Origin of the sequence: Kitasatospora sp. NPDC101183 (assembly GCF_044767945.1) — a bacterium.
In the GTDB taxonomy this organism is placed as follows: domain Bacteria; phylum Actinomycetota; class Actinomycetes; order Streptomycetales; family Streptomycetaceae; genus Kitasatospora.
The window spans coordinates 150,286-164,970 of record NZ_JBIWOW010000002.1 but is presented as its reverse complement, the minus strand read 5'-3'; the positions used below and the strand labels follow the sequence as shown (position 1 = coordinate 164,970).

The following is a 14,685-nucleotide window of genomic DNA, read 5'->3' as shown; positions in this document are numbered from 1 at the left end:
AGGGGGACGGACGGGCCGCAGGGCCCGCCCACCACAGGAAGGAGGCCCCGAGATGCCGGGCACCGTCATCACCGACCTGCGCCGCCGTGGCGCCGTCGACCCCGGCCGCCTGCTCGCGGGCCCGCTGCGCGGCGTCGGACTGCGCCGCCTCGACCCCGGCCGCAGCGCCGAACTGGCCGCGGAGGGCGTCGAACACGCCGTCTACGTCACCGCCGGCTCAGGCCTGGCCTCCCTGCCCGACGACGCCCTCCCGAAGGGCGTGCTGCCCGAGGGCGGCCTGCCGGACGGCTCCGAGGTCGGCGTCGCGATCCCCCTCGTCGAGGGCACCGCCCTCGTCCTGCCGCTGGGCCGGCACACCGTCCTCACCGCCGGAACGGCCGGGCTGGAGTTCTTCCAGGCCGTCCTCGCCGTCCCCGGCCACCAGGCCCCGCCCCAGGACGGGCCCGAAGACGAACCACACGAAGACGAAGGAGGCGATCCCCGGTGATCGTCACCACCGACACCGGCGCCGCCATGATCCTCCTCGGCCCCGGCGGCGAACGCGTCCGCGTCCGCTCCCTCGCCCGGCGCGCCATGCTCGCCAGCGACTGCGAGACCTTCGACCACCTGCGCCTGAGCCCCGGCGCCCACCACGTGCTCCCCGGCCGGCCCGACACCGAGACGGTCCTGCACGTGCTGCGCGGAGCCGCCGTCGTCGGCCGCACCGACGACGCCCCCGACCACCTGGCCTCCGAGGGCGACCTGCTGCTCGCCCCCCGCGGCAGGGAACTGCACCTGGAGGCCGGGCCGCTCGGCGCCGAACTCCTCTGCCTCGTCCTCGCCGCGCCCCGCCGCAAGGCCTCCGCCGGGCACCCCCGCCCGGCCTCCCGGACCCGGCCCTGAACCGGGCTCTGAGTCGGATGTGGGACAGGAACGGGACGGCGGACCCGTGCGCCCGGGCGCCCGCGCTGCGCACAGTGGTGGACGGGAGCGGCCGCCCCGCTCCCCAGGAAGAACACGGGAGTACCCCTCATGACCACGAACACCGCGACCAAGGCCGTCTGCGCGGCCGCCGGTGCGCTCACCGGGGTGATCGCGGCCGCCGCCGCGTTCCGCAGGGCCTGCGCGCCCTCCGCCCCCTCCGTCCCGTCCGCCCCCTCCGCTCCGGCCGCCTCCCCGGCCCGCAGCGGCGGGATCGCCGGCGGCATCGGCTGCACCCCGGGCGACTGCCCGCCGCCGCCCGGCCGCGGCGGCCCCGGCGACAGCTGACCCGGCTCACCCCACCCGTCCTCGCCCGTCCCCGACCCCCTCGAACCCCTCGAACCCCTACGGCCCCCGGCGCAGCCAGCACCGGGGGCCGTGGCCTGCCTCCGCCGGCGCCCCTCACCCGCCCCCGGCCGTCCGGGGCAGCACCGCCAGCACCTGCGTCCCGCCGCCCAGCGGCAGCGGCCGCACCGTGCAGGACCCGCCGATCTCCGCCGCCCGGTCCGCCATCGACCGCAGGCCGACCCCGCCGCCCGCCAGGCCGTCCGTCGCGCCGTCCGCGGACGCGAAGGCACCGTCGGGCGCGGGCCCGTACCCCACCCCGTCGTCGCGCACCGACAGCACCACCGCCCCCGCCTCCACCCGCAGTTCGACCCGCGCCGTCCGCGCCCGGGCGTGGCGCAGCACGTTGGTGAGCGCCTCCGCCGCGATCCGGTACGCCGCCACCTCCACGGCCGCCGGAAGCTCCGGCAGCGGACGCGGCGACAGCTCCGCCGTCACCGCCAGTCCCGGCCCGCTGAACGTGCCCGCCAGCTGCTCGACGGCCCGGGCGAGCCCGAACTCGCCCAGCGGCGCGGGCCCGAGCCGGTCGGTGATGCGCCGCAGCTCGCGGATGGCCAGCCCCAGGTCGTCCGAGACCCCGCGCAGCGACCGCTCCAGCCCGCCGTCCGCCGCCGTCGAGGTGGCGGCGCTGTCCACGCGCAGCCGCAGCCCGGCCAGCGCGGGCCCCAGCCCGTCGTGGATGTCGCGCCGCAGCCGCCGCCGCTCCTCCTCCCGCGCGGCCACGACCTGCTCCCGCCCGGCCTGGAGGTCCTGCTGGAGGCGCAGGGAGGCGACGGCGGGGGAGGCCTGGTCGGCGAGCGAGCGCAGGATGTCCATGTCGCTGGCGTCGAGGCGCTCCTCGCCCGCCCGCAGCGCGACCCTCAACTCGCCGATGGCCAGGCCGTTGTGGACCAGTTCGAAGCCCTGGCCGCGCCCCTGGTCGGGTGTTCCCGCGACGGCCAGGGTGCGGCGCCCGGCCCGGGTGGTGACGGTCAGCGCGACCCCGGGCAGCCGCAGCTCCTCGGCGACGGTCGCGCACAGCGCGGCGGGCAGCTGCTCCGGGTCCACCACCTGCCGCACCCGCCCGGCCAGGGTGCGCAGCACCTGGTACGGCTGGGCGCGCTCGCCGTAGTACAGCCGGTCGACGACGCCGACGGAGCGCCGCGCCGCCCGGGGCAGGAACGCGCCGAGGACGTACACGACGGCGATCAGCAGCAGGACGGGGCCGCCGCGCCCGGGCACCAGCAGGGTGGAGCACAGGGCGGAGGCGCCGACGAACAGGACGGTGGTGCCGGTGGCCAGACTCAGGCCGATCAGCGCGCTGCGGGCCGCCCGGTGCAGGCGCCAGCCGTGGTCGCGCACGACCAGGAGGCCGACCGCGACCGCCCACACCACCCCCGCTCCCGCGAACAGCGCGTAGCTGAGCCAGTAGTTGGTCGTCCAGGAGCGCTCGTACAGGTCCTGCGCCGCGGCCCAGAGCAGGTAGGCGGCGAGCATCGCGCCGACCCGCAGCCGGTGGCGCCGGGCCTCGGCGCCGAGGCTCCCGGGCGTGGGGCGCAGCAGGCGGGCCAGCAGGACGAGGGCGACGAAGCCGACGAGGTACTCGCTGACGACCATGTCGTGGCCGTCGACCGCGTGGGCGATCCTGTGCAGCAGGTGCGCCGGGGGGTTCCCGGCCAGCGGGTTCGCCCGCCCGTACAGGGTCGGCAGGTCGAGGGTCCAGGCCACCTCGGGGACGACGAACAGGGCGACGGCCGCGATGTAGAACCACCAGCGGCGGCTCGTCAGCCGACCGTTGGGCAGCCACAGCGGCAGCACGTAGAAGAGCGTCACGTTGACGACGGCGCACAGCGCGGAGAAGGCGGCCGCCGCGCCGACCAGGCCGGGGTCGGAGACCTCCACCCAGACCGGGGCGGTGGCCGCGTGGGGCAGGATCGCGGTCATCGCGTACACCAGCATCACCCAGCCCAGCGGGCTGCCGGGGCGGTGGGCGTGCAGCAGCATCCCGGCGCCGGCGGTCGGCAACGCGTAGACGAGGGTGGCGAGTTGGTCCCGGGGGTGGGAGACGCCGGGGTCGCCGAGGTGGACGAGCACGTAGCAGGTCCACAGGGCGGCGGCGACCAGGCACACCGCCGTGGCGACGGCCGCGGCCGTCAGCTGCCGTTCGGCCGGTGTGCGGCGGGCTCGGCCCTCCGTGATCATGGCACCACCACCTCGCTGACGGGCCCGGGGCATGCGCACCCAGTCTGGTCCGCCCGGTGTCCCGGACGCCTGAGGCGGGCGTCCCGCATCGCGCAGGGGCCGTGCGGCGACGCGCCGGGGCTTCACCGAGCCTGTCACGGAACGTCACGGATCATCGCTGGTAGTGTCGGCCGGGTGGATGAACAGCAGCCGGTGACACCCCCCGACCGGTCGCGGGACGACCCGCCCGTTCGGGTGCTGATCGTCGACGACCACCCCCTGTTCCGCGCCGGGCTCAAGGCGGCCCTGGAGAGCGCCGAGGGGGTCGCCGTGGTCGCCGAGGCCGAGCGGGTCGCGGATGTCCCCGGGGCCGTCGCCCGGCACCGGCCGGACGTGGTCGTCATGGACCTCTCGCTCCCGGACGGCTCCGGGCTGGAGGCCGTGCGCCGCCTCTGCGCGGGGGAGCGGGCGCCGGGGGAGCAGGCGCCGCCGGTGCTGATGCTCACCATGTCGGACGACGACGGGAACCTGCTCGCCGCCCTCCAGGCCGGGGCGCGCGGCTACCTGGTCAAGGGCGCCGGGCGGGAGGAGGTGCTGCACGCGGTGCGCACCGTCGCGGCGGGCGGCGCCGTCTTCGGCGGCGAGGTCGCCGGGCGGATCACGGCGCTGCTGGCGGGGGCGCGGATGCGCGAGGCCGGGCAGCTGTTCCCCGAACTCACCGCCCGCGAGGCCGAGGTGCTGGACCTCGTCGCGCGCGGGCACGACAACCGGCGCATCGCCCGGGAGCTGGTGGTGGCGGAGAAGACGGTGCGCAACCACGTCACGCACATCTTCGAGAAGCTGCACGTCGCCACCCGCGCCGAGGCCGTCGCCCGGGCCCGCGACATGGGTTTGGGCGACGCCTCCGGTCCGGGTACCGGCCTCCAGTAGCGCCTTGTGAGGCCGGGGGTGCCGGTCCGCCGACCGGCACCCCCGGAGCGTCGTCGCCGCTACGGGCGCATCTCGTACGCGCCCGACAGCGCCTCGACCTTCTCCCACACCCGCGCGGCACGCCCGGCGTCCGCGACCGGGCGGCGCACGTGCGCCAGCGCCCAGGCGGCCTGCTCCTCGGTGGTGGAGGCCTTGCCGTGCAGCTCGGTCGCGTGCGCGGAGAAGTCGCGCACCAGCGCGTCGAAGACCTGGTCCAGCACGTCCCCGTCCAGGCCCGTCAACTCGGCCTGCTCCAGCACCAGCTGGCCGTAGACGATCAGCGCGAACAGCTGGCCGATCTCCAGCAGGAAGTCGAGGTCGGCCTGCTGCTCCCGGCTCGGCGCGTGCTCGAGCAGCAACGCGCAGAAGCCGTCGGCCTGTTCGCGGAAGCGGGCCACGTTGGGCGTCTTCGCGTGGCGGTCGTAGGCGGCGCGCCAGTCATGGAAGCGGATCGCGCCCAGGCCGCGGGCCGGGCCCTGGCGGAACAGGAACTCGTCGTCGGCGGCGTCCAGGCGGGTCGGCACCGGGGCGTAGTCGGCGGGCGCGAACAGGTAGTTGGCCATGAACTTGAGGATCAGCGCCAGGTTGACGTGGACGGTGCCCTCCAGCTTCGGCAGGCCGCGGATGTCCTTGGCGGCCTTGTCGAAGTAGGTGTCCGCCTCGAAGCCCTTGGCCGCGATGACGTCCCACATCAGGTCGATGACCTTCTCGCCCTCGGTGGTGACCTTCATCTTGGTCATCGGGTTGAACAGCAGGTAGCGGCGGTCCTCGGGGGAGGCGGTGCGGAAGTAGTCCACGGCCCGGGCGCTGAACAGCTTCATCGCGACGAGGCGGGCGTAGGCGTCCGTCAACTCGCGGCGCACGTGCGGGAACTCGGTGACGGGCTTGCCGTACAGCACCCGGTTCCGGGCGTGGGTGACGGCCTCGTACATCGCGTGCTCGCAGATGCCGACGGAGGCGGTGCAGAGGTTGAACTTGCCGACGTTGACGGTGTTCAGCGCGGCGTCGAAGGCGGCCCGGCCGGTGTGCAGCACGTCCTCGGCGCGCACCGGGTAGTCCTCGAGGCGGAACTCGCTGACGTACATCTGGGCGTTGACCACGTTCTTGACCAGGTGGTACGCCTCGTGGCGGCTGTCGGCGGCGAAGAAGACGTAGCCGTCCGGGCCCTCGACGTCCGAGCGGCGGCCGAACACCGAGACCAGGCCGGCGACGTTGCCGTTGCCGATGTAGTACTTGGAGCCGGTGGCGGTGAAGCCGCCCTCGCCGTCGGGGGTGAGGACCATGTCGGTGGAGTAGATGTCCGCGCCGTGGGTGCGCTCGGACAGGCCGAAGGCCATCACGTGGCCCTCGCGCAGGAGTTCGGCGGCGCGGGCGCGCAGCTGCTCGTTGCCGCTCTGCCACACCGGGCCCAGGCCCAGGATGGTGACCTGCCAGGTGTACCAGTAGCCGAGGCCGTAGAAGCCGAGGATCTCGTTCAGCTCGGCGATGCGGGCGGTGTCCCAGCGCTTGTCCGGGTCGGCGCAGGCGGGGGTGAGGAACTCGGCGAACAGGCCCTCGCGCGCGGCGAACTCGAGGAAGTCGGCGTACCAGGTGCGGTCGACGTAGGTGTCGATGAGCGCCTTCTTGCCGCGGGTCTCGAACCAGTCGACGGTCGCGCGCAGCAGCCGGCGGGTCGGCTCGTCGAACTGCGCGGGGTCGTAGGTGCGCGGGTTGAAGAGCATGAGGGGCTCCCGGGAGGGGTGGGTGAGGGTGTCGGGCTCAGGGCCGGGCGAGCCGGTGCAGGGTGTCGGGCTCAGGGCCGGGCGAGCCGGTGCAGGGTGGCGAGCACGTCGTCGAGCCAGGCGAGCGTCATCCGCTCGAACTCGATGCCGCCGCGAAGGACGACGTGCTGGAGCTGCTGCTGGGCGTCGAGCGCGGCGGGGTCGGGGAAGTCGCGCTCCTCGCCGTGCAGGTAGCGGGCGAGCAGGGCGGCGTGGGCCTCCCGGTGCCGCTCGACCTCGGAGAGCAGCGCGCCCGGGTCGTCGAAGGCGGCGGCGCGGATCTTGACCGCCAGCTCGTGCCGGACGGTCTCCGGTTCGACGGGCTCGCGCAGCCAGTCGGCGAGCGCGGCGCGCCCGTCCGAGGAGGCGGCGTACACCTTCTTGTCCGGCCGACCGTCCTGGGCGACCTCCTCGGAGAGGACCAGTCCGTCCGCCTCCATCCGCCGCAGCACCCGGTAGATCTGCTGGTGGGTGGCGGTCCAGAAGCGCCCGATGGAGCGGTCGAAGCGCCGGGCCAGCTCGTAGCCGGAGCCGGGTTGCTCCAGCAGCGAGACGAGGATCGCGTGCTCCAGTGCCATGGACCGCATCCTGCTATGCAACGAGTTGCATAGGCAATGGCGGCGCGCGACGGTGAGACGCAGGTCACCGGCGTGACCGGATGGTTATCGGTCATTGCGGACTATCAGGTGCAAAACCTTCGAGAAGCGCCAGAATGGGGTACGGGGCATGCGCCTTCACCCATCCGGACCACAGGAGGTGGTATCGGTGGCAACCCATATCCCGACGGGCATGGAGCACCATCCGGACATCGTCGAACTACGCGAACACTACGAGCGGGTCACCTCGACCCCCCGCGCCCAGGGCGTCGAAGCCCTGGCCGTACTGGCCGGCCTCTTCCTCGCGGCATCGCCGTGGATCGTCGGCTTCACCGCCTTCAGCACCCTGACCGTGACCTGCCTGATCGTCGGTCTGGCCTACACGGCGCTGATGGCCGGCTACGGATCGGCCTACGAACGCACCCACGCGAGGGCCTGGGCGGCCGCCGCGCTCGGCGTCTGGACGATCATCTCCCCCTGGGCCGTCTCCGGCTCCGTCGCGCACGGCAAGAACATCGTCACCTGCCTCATCGCCGGTGCCGTCATGTTCCTGCTCGGCCTCGCGGCGCTGTCCATGGCGACCATGACGTCGAACGGAGCGTCGATGCGGCGCGGCCGGGCCGGCCGAGCCAGGGGCTGAACGACCCCGCAGCCCGTGCCGGGGCGCGGAGGGCCTCAACCGCCCGCCGCGCCCCGGCGCACGCGCTCCCGCGCGCTCTCAGGGGCGGGTCATCCGCAGGACGTCCAGGGCCTCGTCCAGCTGCTCCTCGGTGAGCAGGCCCCGCTCGACGTAGCCGCGGTCCAGCACCACCTGACGGATGGTGCGGCGCTCCGCCAGCGCCTGCTTGGCGACCTTCGCCGCCTCCTCGTAGCCGATGTACCGGTTCAGCGGCGTCACCACCGAGGGGGAGGACTCCGCGTACTCCCGGGCCCGCTCGACGTTGGCCGTGACCCCGTCGACCGTCCGGTCCGCCAGCAGCCGGGCGGAGTTGGCGAGCAGGCGCACCGACTCCAGCACGTTGCGGGCCAGCACCGGGAGCATCACGTTCAGCTCGAAGTTGCCGCTCGCGCCCGCCAGCGTCACCGTCGCGTCGTTGCCCACCACCTGGGCCGCCACCATCAGCACCACCTCGGGCAGCACCGGGTTGACCTTGCCCGGCATGATCGACGAACCCGGCTGCAGATCCGGCAGGTTGATCTCGCCCAGGCCCGTGCGCGGGCCCGAGCCCATCCACCGCAGGTCGTTGGCGATCTTCGTGAACCCGACCGCCACCGTGCGCAGTTGGCCGCTCAGCTCCACCAGCGCGTCCCGCGCGCCCTGCGCCTCGAAGTGGTCGCGGGCCTCCGTCAGCGGCAGGCCGGTGGTGCGGGCCACCTCGGCGATCACCGCCTCCGGGAAGCCGGGCGGGGTGTTGATCCCCGTGCCCACCGCCGTTCCGCCCAGCGGCAGTTCGGCCACCCGGGGCAGCGTCGCCAGCAGCCGCTCGCGGCCGTGCCGCACCTGCGCCGCGTAGCCGCCGAACTCCTGGCCCAGGGTGACGGGCGTGGCGTCCATCAGATGGGTGCGGCCGGACTTGACCACGTTCGCGAACTCGACGGCCTTGCGCTCCAGCGCCTCCGCGAGGTGCTCCAGCGCCGGGATCAGGTCGTGGGTGACGGCGGCGGTGGCCGCGATGTGGATCGAGGACGGGAAGACGTCGTTGGAGGACTGGCTGGCGTTGACGTGGTCGTTGGGGTGCACGGGCCGGCCGAGCCGCTCCGAGGCGAGGGTGGCGATCACCTCGTTGGCGTTCATGTTGGAGGAGGTGCCCGAGCCGGTCTGGAACACGTCCACCGGGAACTCGCCGTCCCAGCGGCCCTCGGCCACCTCCTCGGCGGCCGAGGCGATCGCCTCCGCCGTCTCCCCGTCCAGGACGCCCAGGTGCGCGTTCACCCGGGCGGCGGCGGCCTTGATCCGGGCCAGCGCCGCGATGTGCGCCCGCTCCAGCCGCTGCCCGGACACCGGGAAGTTCTCCACCGCCCGCTGCGTCTGCGCCTGCCACTTCGCGTCCGCCGGCACCCGGACCTCGCCCATGGAGTCGTGCTCGACCCGGTACTCCCGCTCGCCGCCCATGTCGCCCCGCACCTCCCGTACGGCCCTCCCCGGGGGCGGGGCGGGCTCCTGATCACCACAGCCCCGCGGGGGCCGCAGGTATTTCCGGGGCCGGGGTATTTCCGGGGGCCGGGGTGTGCCGGGGGACGCGCGTTACGGGCGGGGCAGCTCGGCGCGGGCGAGGTCGCCGGGGGCGGTGCCGCACCGGGCGACGACGGTGCCGTCCGGGGCCCAGACGCCGGAGCCTCCCGAGCTGTCGGGGAAGACGCCGGTCGGGCCGGCGGAGGTGGACAGCACGCACCAGACGCCGTGTGCCGTGGCGCGCCCGCGCAGGTGGCCGTCGCGGCGCTCGGCCTGGGCCGGGCCGGGGCCGTACAGCGTGGAGGCGACGTAGGCGTCGATGCCGAGGGCGGCGGTCTCCTCGGCGTGGCCCGGGTCGGCCGCGTCGGCGCAGATCGCGAGGCCGAGGCGCAGGCCGTCCAGCTCCAGGACGACGGGCCCCTCGCCGGGGGTGAAGCGCTCCGGCTCGCCCGCGCCGTGCAGGCGGGTCTTGCGGTAGACGACGCTCGCGCCCTCGCCGGTGACGGCCAGGGTGGCGATGGACTCGCGCCCGCCCTCCTCGGCGACCGGCGCGCCGACCAGGGCGAGGGAGCCGGCGGCGGCGCAGGCCTCGACCAGCGGGGCCAGGCGCGGGTCCGCCGGGTCGACGGCGGGGGCGGCCAGGTCGTAGCCGGTCAGCGACAGCTCCGGGAACACCACCAGGCGGGCTGCGGCCTCCCGTACGGCCAGCGCGTGCTGCTCGACGTTCCCGGCCAGGGTGTCCGGGCGGCCGCCCGGCACGCAGGGCGGCTGGGCGACGGCGACGGTGAGGCCGGGGCGTGCGGAGCTGCTGGACGAGGGCATGGAGGGGCCTCCTGGCGGGGGTGCGGGATGATGATCAAGTTATCGGCCCGCCGGACGGCGCGGCAAGGCACCGGTGTGCGCGACGATGGCCGCATGACCGGAAACGACGCGGCCGACTCCGCCGCCCTCGCCCGCTACGGGACCATCGCCGAGGACCTCGCCCCGCTCGGCGCCCACCGCTCGCAGATGTTCGGCATGCCCTGCCTCAAGGACGTCAACGGCAAGGCGTTCGCCGGGCTCCACGGCAGCGAGCTCGTCTGCCGGCTCGGCCGGGACTCCGCCGAGCACGCCGAGGCCCTCGCCCTGCCCGGTGCACACCTGTTCGATCCGGCGGGTGGGCGACCGATGAAGGACTGGGTGTGCGTGCCGGCTGCCTCCGCCGCCCGCTGGAGCCGCTACGCGCAGGCCGCGCTCGCCGCTCCGCGCTGAGGCCGCTCCGCGCTGAGGCCGCCCCGGGTTCATGCTGCGGGAGGCGCGCGTACGGGGTTCCGCTCCATGATCACTCGAACGAGTGAGAAAGCGGAGGCGAGGCTTCAAACGGCCGTACGGCGCTTCGTACGCTCCTGACCGGGCCGGGGGAGACCCGGCCCGTACCGAGGGACCAACCGAGGGGCCAGGGGCGGACGAATGACCACCGAACACGGCGCAGGCGCACGGACCACCGACCTCGAGGGCGGCCTCACCCGCCGAAGGCTCCTGGGCACCACCGCCCTCGGCGGCGCCGCCTGGCTGCTGCGCGCCACCATCGGCCCCGAGGACGCCCGCGCCTCCGCACCCGTACCGCCCGGCCTGCCCGCCGGCACCGAGCTGTACCAGCGGGTCTTCCAGAACTGGTCCGGCGAGATCCGCACCGACCAGCTGTGGACCTGCGCACCCCGCACCCCCGAGGAGGTGCCCGCCCTCGCCGACTGGGCGCACGCCAACGGCTGGCGCCTGCGCGCCACCGGCCACCGCCACACCTGGGCACCGCTCACCGTCGCGAACGGCACCCCGGAGGGCGCCCGGGTGCTCCTCGTCGACACCGCCCGCCACCTCACCGCGCTCACCGCCGACTCGCCCACCACCGTCCGCGCCCAGACCGGTGCCACCATGGAGGCCCTGCTCGCCCACCTCGCCGACCGGGGCCTCGGCCTGACGGCCTGCCCCGCACCCGGCGAACTGACCCTCGGCGGCGTCCTCGCCATCGGCGGCCACGGCACCGCCGTCCCCGCCGCCGGCGAACTCCGCCCGGACGGGCTCGGCTACGGCTCCGTCTCCAACCAGGTCGTCCGGCTCACCGCCGTCGTCCTCGACCCCGCCACCGGCCGCTACGCCCTGCGCACCTTCGACCGTAACGAGGCCGACAGCGCCGCCTTCCTCGTCCACCTCGGCCGCGCCTTCCTCACCGAGGTCGTCCTGCGCGCCGGCACCGACCGGCCGCTGCGCTGCGTCAGCCGCCTCGACATCCCGGCGGCCGAACTCTTCGCCCGGCCCGGCACGGCGCCTGGCGGCGGCCTCCTCGGCGGGCTGCTGGGCGGCGGCGGGCTGCTGGGTGGGGGAGGGCCCCGCACCTTCGCCGAGTTCGTCGAGCGCGACGGCCGCGCCGAGGCCATCTGGTTCGCCTACACCGACACCCCCTGGCTGAAGACCTGGAGCGTCGCACCGGCCAAGCCGCTCGCCTCCCGCGCCGTCGACCAGCCCTACAACTACCCCTTCTCGGACAGCATCCCGGAACCCGTCGCCCGCCTCGCTGGCCAACTCGTCGCCGGCACCTGGGCGTCGGCCCCCCTCTTCGGCCAACTCCAGTACCTGATCGCCAAGGTGGCGCTCACCGGCGACCTCACCGACGTCCTGCTCTCCGGCGGACTCCTGCGCGAACTGCTCACCGGGGACCTGATCACCCACCTGCTCGCCGGCGGCCTGCGATCCGACCTCTGGGGCCCCTCGCGCACCCTGCTCCAGTACGTGCGCCCCACCACCCTGCGCGTCACCGCCAACGGCTACGCGATCCTCGCCCGGCGCGCCGACCTCCAGTGGGTCGTCAGCGAATTCGCTGCCTTCTACCGGCAGTTGCTCGCCGACTACCAGGCGCGCGGCGAGTTCCCGATCAACGGCGCCGTGGAGATCCGGGTGACCGGCCTGGACGACCCGGCCGCCGCCGGCGTCCCCGGCGCCCGCCCGCCGCTGCTGTCCGCGCTGCGCCCGCGCGCCGACCGCCCGGAGTGGGACACCGCCGTCTGGCTGGACGTCCTCTCCCTCCCCGGCACGCCCGGACTGGAGCGCTTCGCCCGCGACCTCGAACAGTGGCTGGTGCGCACCTTCGACGGCACCCGGGCGGGCCTGCGCGTCGAGTGGTCCAAGGGCTGGGCCTACACCGCCGACGCCGCCTGGGCCGACCCCGACCTCCTCGGGCGGGTCATCCCCGAGAGCCTGCGGGCCGGGGGAGGCCCCGGCTGGGACGAGGCGGTCGCCGTCCTCGACCGGCACGACCCGCACCGGGTGTTCGGAAACCCGTTCCTGGACGGGCTGTTGACGTAGGCTCCCGTTCTTGACGACTCGTCAGATGTGCTCCATCACGATCACCGCCAGGGTGTCGGGGGCGAGCGCGCGGAACACGTGCGGGGCGTCGCCGGGGAAGCTGATGTAGTCGCCCGGGCCCAGCTCGACGGGCGTCTCGCTCGGGCCGACCAGGGCCCGGCCCGCGCCGATCATCACGTGCTCGACGGTGCCGGGCATGTGCGGGTCGGAGGCCCTGGTCTCGCCGGGCTGCGCCTCGATCCGGTAGATGTCGCGCCGGGCGTTGGGCGGGCAGGAGGAGAGCACCGTCGCGGCGTAGTTGGCCTGCTCGGAGTGGGTGACCGGGCCCTCCCCGGCCCGGATCACCTTGATCGCCGGGCGCGGCGGGTCGACGAGCCGGCTGAATGGCACGTTGAGGGCGACCCCGAGCGCCCAGAGCGTCTCCACGCTGGGGTTGCCCGCGCCCGACTCCAGTTGGGAGAGCGTCGACTTGGCGATGCCCGCGCGGCGGGCGAGTTCGGCCATGGACAGGCCGCTGCGCTCGCGCTCGCGGCGGATGGAGGCGGCGATCTGGCCGATCAGCTCGGTGCCGGTGCTGGTTTCGGTGCTGGTTCCGGGGCCGCTGGTCCCCGTGGCCCGGTGGGGGGTCTGGTCCGTCATGGTCGCCACGCACGCTTCCTCCCGACTCCTTCGGTCGGGTGCCGTTCATGCTGCCACGGCCCCCGCCGCCCGCGCCCCGCCCGGTGATCGTTCGCTCTGTCGGTCCACTCGTTCGGCTTGACGAACCCGGCGGGGTGGGTTCACTCTGATGAACATGCGTTCGCTCCTCCGAACCCTGGAACGCGCCACCCTGCGCGACATCGCCCTCGTCTGCCTCGCCGACGCCCTCGTCGGCGCCTCCTTCGGCGCGATCAGCGTCTCCGGCGGGCTGCCCCTGTGGGTGCCGATGGCGATGTCCGTCCTCGTCTTCGCGGGCGGCTCGCAGTTCGCCGCCGTCGGCGTCGTCCTCTCCGGCGGCGGCGCGCTCGCGGCCGTCGCCACCGGGCTCGTCCTCAACGCCCGGATGCTGCCCTTCGGGTTCACCGTCGCCGACGTGCTCCAGGGCCCCTGGTGGAAAAGGCTGTTGGGCGCCCAGCTGCTCACCGACGAATCGGCCGCCTTCGTCCTCCAGGAGACGGACGCGCGCCGCCGCCGCGCCGCCTACTGGATCTGCGGCCTCGCCCTGTTCATCGTGTGGAACCTCGCCGTGCTGCTCGGCGCCCTCGCCGGCGGACTGATCGGCGACACCGACGCGCTCGGCCTAGACGCCGCCTTCCCCGCCGTCCTGCTCGCCCTCGTCCTGCCCTCGCTCTCCGAACGCCGCACCCGAACAGCCGCCCTGGCGGGCGCGGTTGTGGCCGTCGCGGCGACCCCGTACGTCCCTGCCGGGCTGCCGGTGCTGCTCGCCCTCCTCGGGCTGCTCTTCGCCGGCCGGCCCGCCACGCCGCCGCAGCCGGCCCCCGCCCCGGCGCTCGAGGAGACCGCCCGATGATGCCGCTCTACGCCGTCCTGCTGCTCGCCGCCGGCACCTACGCCTTCCGCCTCGCCGGCCCGCTGCTCGGCCACCGGCTCCAACTCTCCGACCGGCTGCGGAACTTGCTCACCGTCGCGGCGGCGGTGCTGCTCGTCGCCCTGGTCGCCACCGGCGCACTGACCCAGGGGCACGGCTTCGCCGGCTGGGCCCGCCCGGCGGGCGTCCTGGCCGCGGGCCTCCTCGCGCTGCGCCGCGCCCCGTTCCCGGCGGTGGTCGTCGCGGGCGCCGCGACCACCGCCCTCCTGCGGCTGTGCGGCGTCGGCTGACGAGCGGTACGGGGTGACGAGCGGTGGGCGGCCGGTCCCCGCCCGCCGGTGGCGGCGAGCAGCTGACAGATGTCAACGAACAACCGACAGATTTCAGCGAACAGATAACAGTCGACAGCGAACAGATGACAGCTGGCAGATTTTGTCATCTGTCAGCTGTCATCTGAATTCTGTTCGCCGAAACCCGTCAGTCGTCCTCCGCCAGCCGCTCCGCCTGCACCTCGGGGCGCTTGCTGTCCCACAGCATCTCCCACACCTTGAACACGCAGTGGTAGTCGCGCATGCTCCCCCGGGAGATCAGCAGGTACGTGTCCCCGTCCCGCAGCAGCGTCCGCTGGCGGCTGTTGAACGGGTGCTGCGGCTCGAACGTCGGCACGATCCGCCGCAGTTCCTCCACGGCCTCCTCGCGGGTGCCCTCGACCTCGGCGAGCACCTTGTTGCCCCAGGTGCGGTCCTGGCCGACCCCCACCGTCTCCTCGACCACCAGCGCCCAGCGCGCCATGCCTGCCTCCCCCGTGTGTCGCTTTCCTCACGCCTTCGCGCCCCTCCGCCACCGGGCGGAGTG

General features: G+C 74.6%; 16 protein-coding genes. 9 read left to right on the top strand and 7 right to left on the bottom strand.

Going from position 1 to position 14,685, the window contains the following annotated elements; genetic code table 11:
* The first annotated feature begins 52 nt into the window (after positions 1–52).
* The 3 genes from ACIRRS_RS02955 (at position 53) to ACIRRS_RS02945 (ending at position 1,248) form a co-directional block, all read left to right on the top strand.
* The gene (locus tag ACIRRS_RS02955) at positions 53–487 is read left to right on the top strand and encodes a hypothetical protein (RefSeq protein WP_402964015.1); all 435 of its coding nucleotides are present in this window, start codon (positions 53–55) and stop codon (positions 485–487) included.
* Positions 484–882 (top strand): hypothetical protein, encoded by a 399-nt coding sequence (locus ACIRRS_RS02950; protein WP_402964012.1) that lies wholly within the window; start codon positions 484–486, stop codon positions 880–882. Before ACIRRS_RS02955 ends, ACIRRS_RS02950 begins: the two co-directional genes overlap by 4 nt.
* A 129-nt stretch (positions 883–1,011) precedes the next feature.
* The gene (locus ACIRRS_RS02945) at positions 1,012–1,248 is read left to right on the top strand and encodes a hypothetical protein (protein WP_402964009.1); all 237 of its coding nucleotides are present in this window, start codon (positions 1,012–1,014) and stop codon (positions 1,246–1,248) included.
* Positions 1,249–1,362: 114 nt separating this feature from the next.
* On the opposite strand, the gene ACIRRS_RS02940 is transcribed toward ACIRRS_RS02945, so the two are convergent.
* The gene (locus ACIRRS_RS02940; RefSeq protein WP_402964006.1) at positions 1,363–3,486 is read right to left on the bottom strand and encodes a sensor histidine kinase; all 2,124 of its coding nucleotides are present in this window, start codon (positions 3,484–3,486) and stop codon (positions 1,363–1,365) included.
* A gap of 174 nt (positions 3,487–3,660) precedes the next feature.
* Here ACIRRS_RS02940 and ACIRRS_RS02935 point away from each other — a divergent pair, with 174 nt between their 5' ends.
* On the top strand, positions 3,661–4,395 hold the full coding sequence (locus tag ACIRRS_RS02935) for a response regulator (protein WP_402964003.1): 735 nt from the start codon (positions 3,661–3,663) through the stop codon (positions 4,393–4,395).
* 59 nt (positions 4,396–4,454) lie between these two features.
* On the opposite strand, the gene ACIRRS_RS02930 is transcribed toward ACIRRS_RS02935, so the two are convergent.
* Both ACIRRS_RS02930 and ACIRRS_RS02925 read right to left on the bottom strand, forming a co-directional pair.
* The gene (locus ACIRRS_RS02930; protein WP_402964000.1) at positions 4,455–6,155 is read right to left on the bottom strand and encodes an acyl-CoA dehydrogenase family protein; all 1,701 of its coding nucleotides are present in this window, start codon (positions 6,153–6,155) and stop codon (positions 4,455–4,457) included.
* A gap of 71 nt (positions 6,156–6,226) precedes the next feature.
* A complete protein-coding gene (locus tag ACIRRS_RS02925; RefSeq protein WP_402963997.1) occupies positions 6,227–6,772 on the bottom strand; it encodes a PadR family transcriptional regulator in 546 nt (181 codons plus the stop codon).
* Between the two features lie 211 nt (positions 6,773–6,983).
* Here ACIRRS_RS02925 and ACIRRS_RS02920 point away from each other — a divergent pair, with 211 nt between their 5' ends.
* Positions 6,984–7,430 (top strand): SPW repeat protein, encoded by a 447-nt coding sequence (locus ACIRRS_RS02920; protein ID WP_402963995.1) that lies wholly within the window; start codon positions 6,984–6,986, stop codon positions 7,428–7,430.
* A 78-nt stretch (positions 7,431–7,508) separates the two neighbouring features.
* Here ACIRRS_RS02920 and ACIRRS_RS02915 read toward each other — a convergent pair whose 3' ends face one another.
* On the bottom strand, positions 7,509–8,903 hold the full coding sequence (locus ACIRRS_RS02915) for a class II fumarate hydratase (RefSeq protein WP_402963992.1): 1,395 nt from the start codon (positions 8,901–8,903) through the stop codon (positions 7,509–7,511).
* 132 nt (positions 8,904–9,035) lie between these two features.
* Positions 9,036–9,785: a carbon-nitrogen hydrolase family protein gene (locus tag ACIRRS_RS02910; protein ID WP_402963989.1), complete on the bottom strand. Its 750-nt coding sequence runs from the start codon at positions 9,783–9,785 to the stop codon at positions 9,036–9,038.
* Between the two features lie 93 nt (positions 9,786–9,878).
* On the opposite strand from ACIRRS_RS02910, the gene ACIRRS_RS02905 reads away from it, so the two are divergent.
* Positions 9,879–10,214, top strand: a complete 336-nt coding sequence (locus ACIRRS_RS02905) for a hypothetical protein (protein WP_402963987.1) — start codon at positions 9,879–9,881, stop codon at positions 10,212–10,214.
* A gap of 198 nt (positions 10,215–10,412) precedes the next feature.
* Positions 10,413–12,302: a cholesterol oxidase substrate-binding domain-containing protein gene (locus ACIRRS_RS02900; RefSeq protein ID WP_402963984.1), complete on the top strand. Its 1,890-nt coding sequence runs from the start codon at positions 10,413–10,415 to the stop codon at positions 12,300–12,302.
* Positions 12,303–12,323: 21 nt separating this feature from the next.
* Here the strand turns inward: ACIRRS_RS02900 and ACIRRS_RS02895 are convergent, their stop codons facing one another.
* The gene (locus tag ACIRRS_RS02895; protein WP_402964662.1) at positions 12,324–12,806 is read right to left on the bottom strand and encodes a helix-turn-helix domain-containing protein; all 483 of its coding nucleotides are present in this window, start codon (positions 12,804–12,806) and stop codon (positions 12,324–12,326) included.
* A 289-nt stretch (positions 12,807–13,095) separates the two neighbouring features.
* Here ACIRRS_RS02895 and ACIRRS_RS02890 point away from each other — a divergent pair, with 289 nt between their 5' ends.
* Positions 13,096–13,812, top strand: a complete 717-nt coding sequence (locus ACIRRS_RS02890; RefSeq protein WP_402963981.1) for an AzlC family ABC transporter permease — start codon at positions 13,096–13,098, stop codon at positions 13,810–13,812.
* Positions 13,809–14,120, top strand: coding sequence for an AzlD domain-containing protein (locus tag ACIRRS_RS02885; protein ID WP_402963978.1), 312 nt, complete (start codon positions 13,809–13,811; stop codon positions 14,118–14,120). Before ACIRRS_RS02890 ends, ACIRRS_RS02885 begins: the two co-directional genes overlap by 4 nt.
* Positions 14,121–14,307: 187 nt before the next feature.
* On the opposite strand, the gene ACIRRS_RS02880 is transcribed toward ACIRRS_RS02885, so the two are convergent.
* A complete protein-coding gene (locus tag ACIRRS_RS02880; protein ID WP_402963975.1) occupies positions 14,308–14,622 on the bottom strand; it encodes a hypothetical protein in 315 nt (104 codons plus the stop codon).
* Positions 14,623–14,685 lie beyond the last annotated feature (63 nt).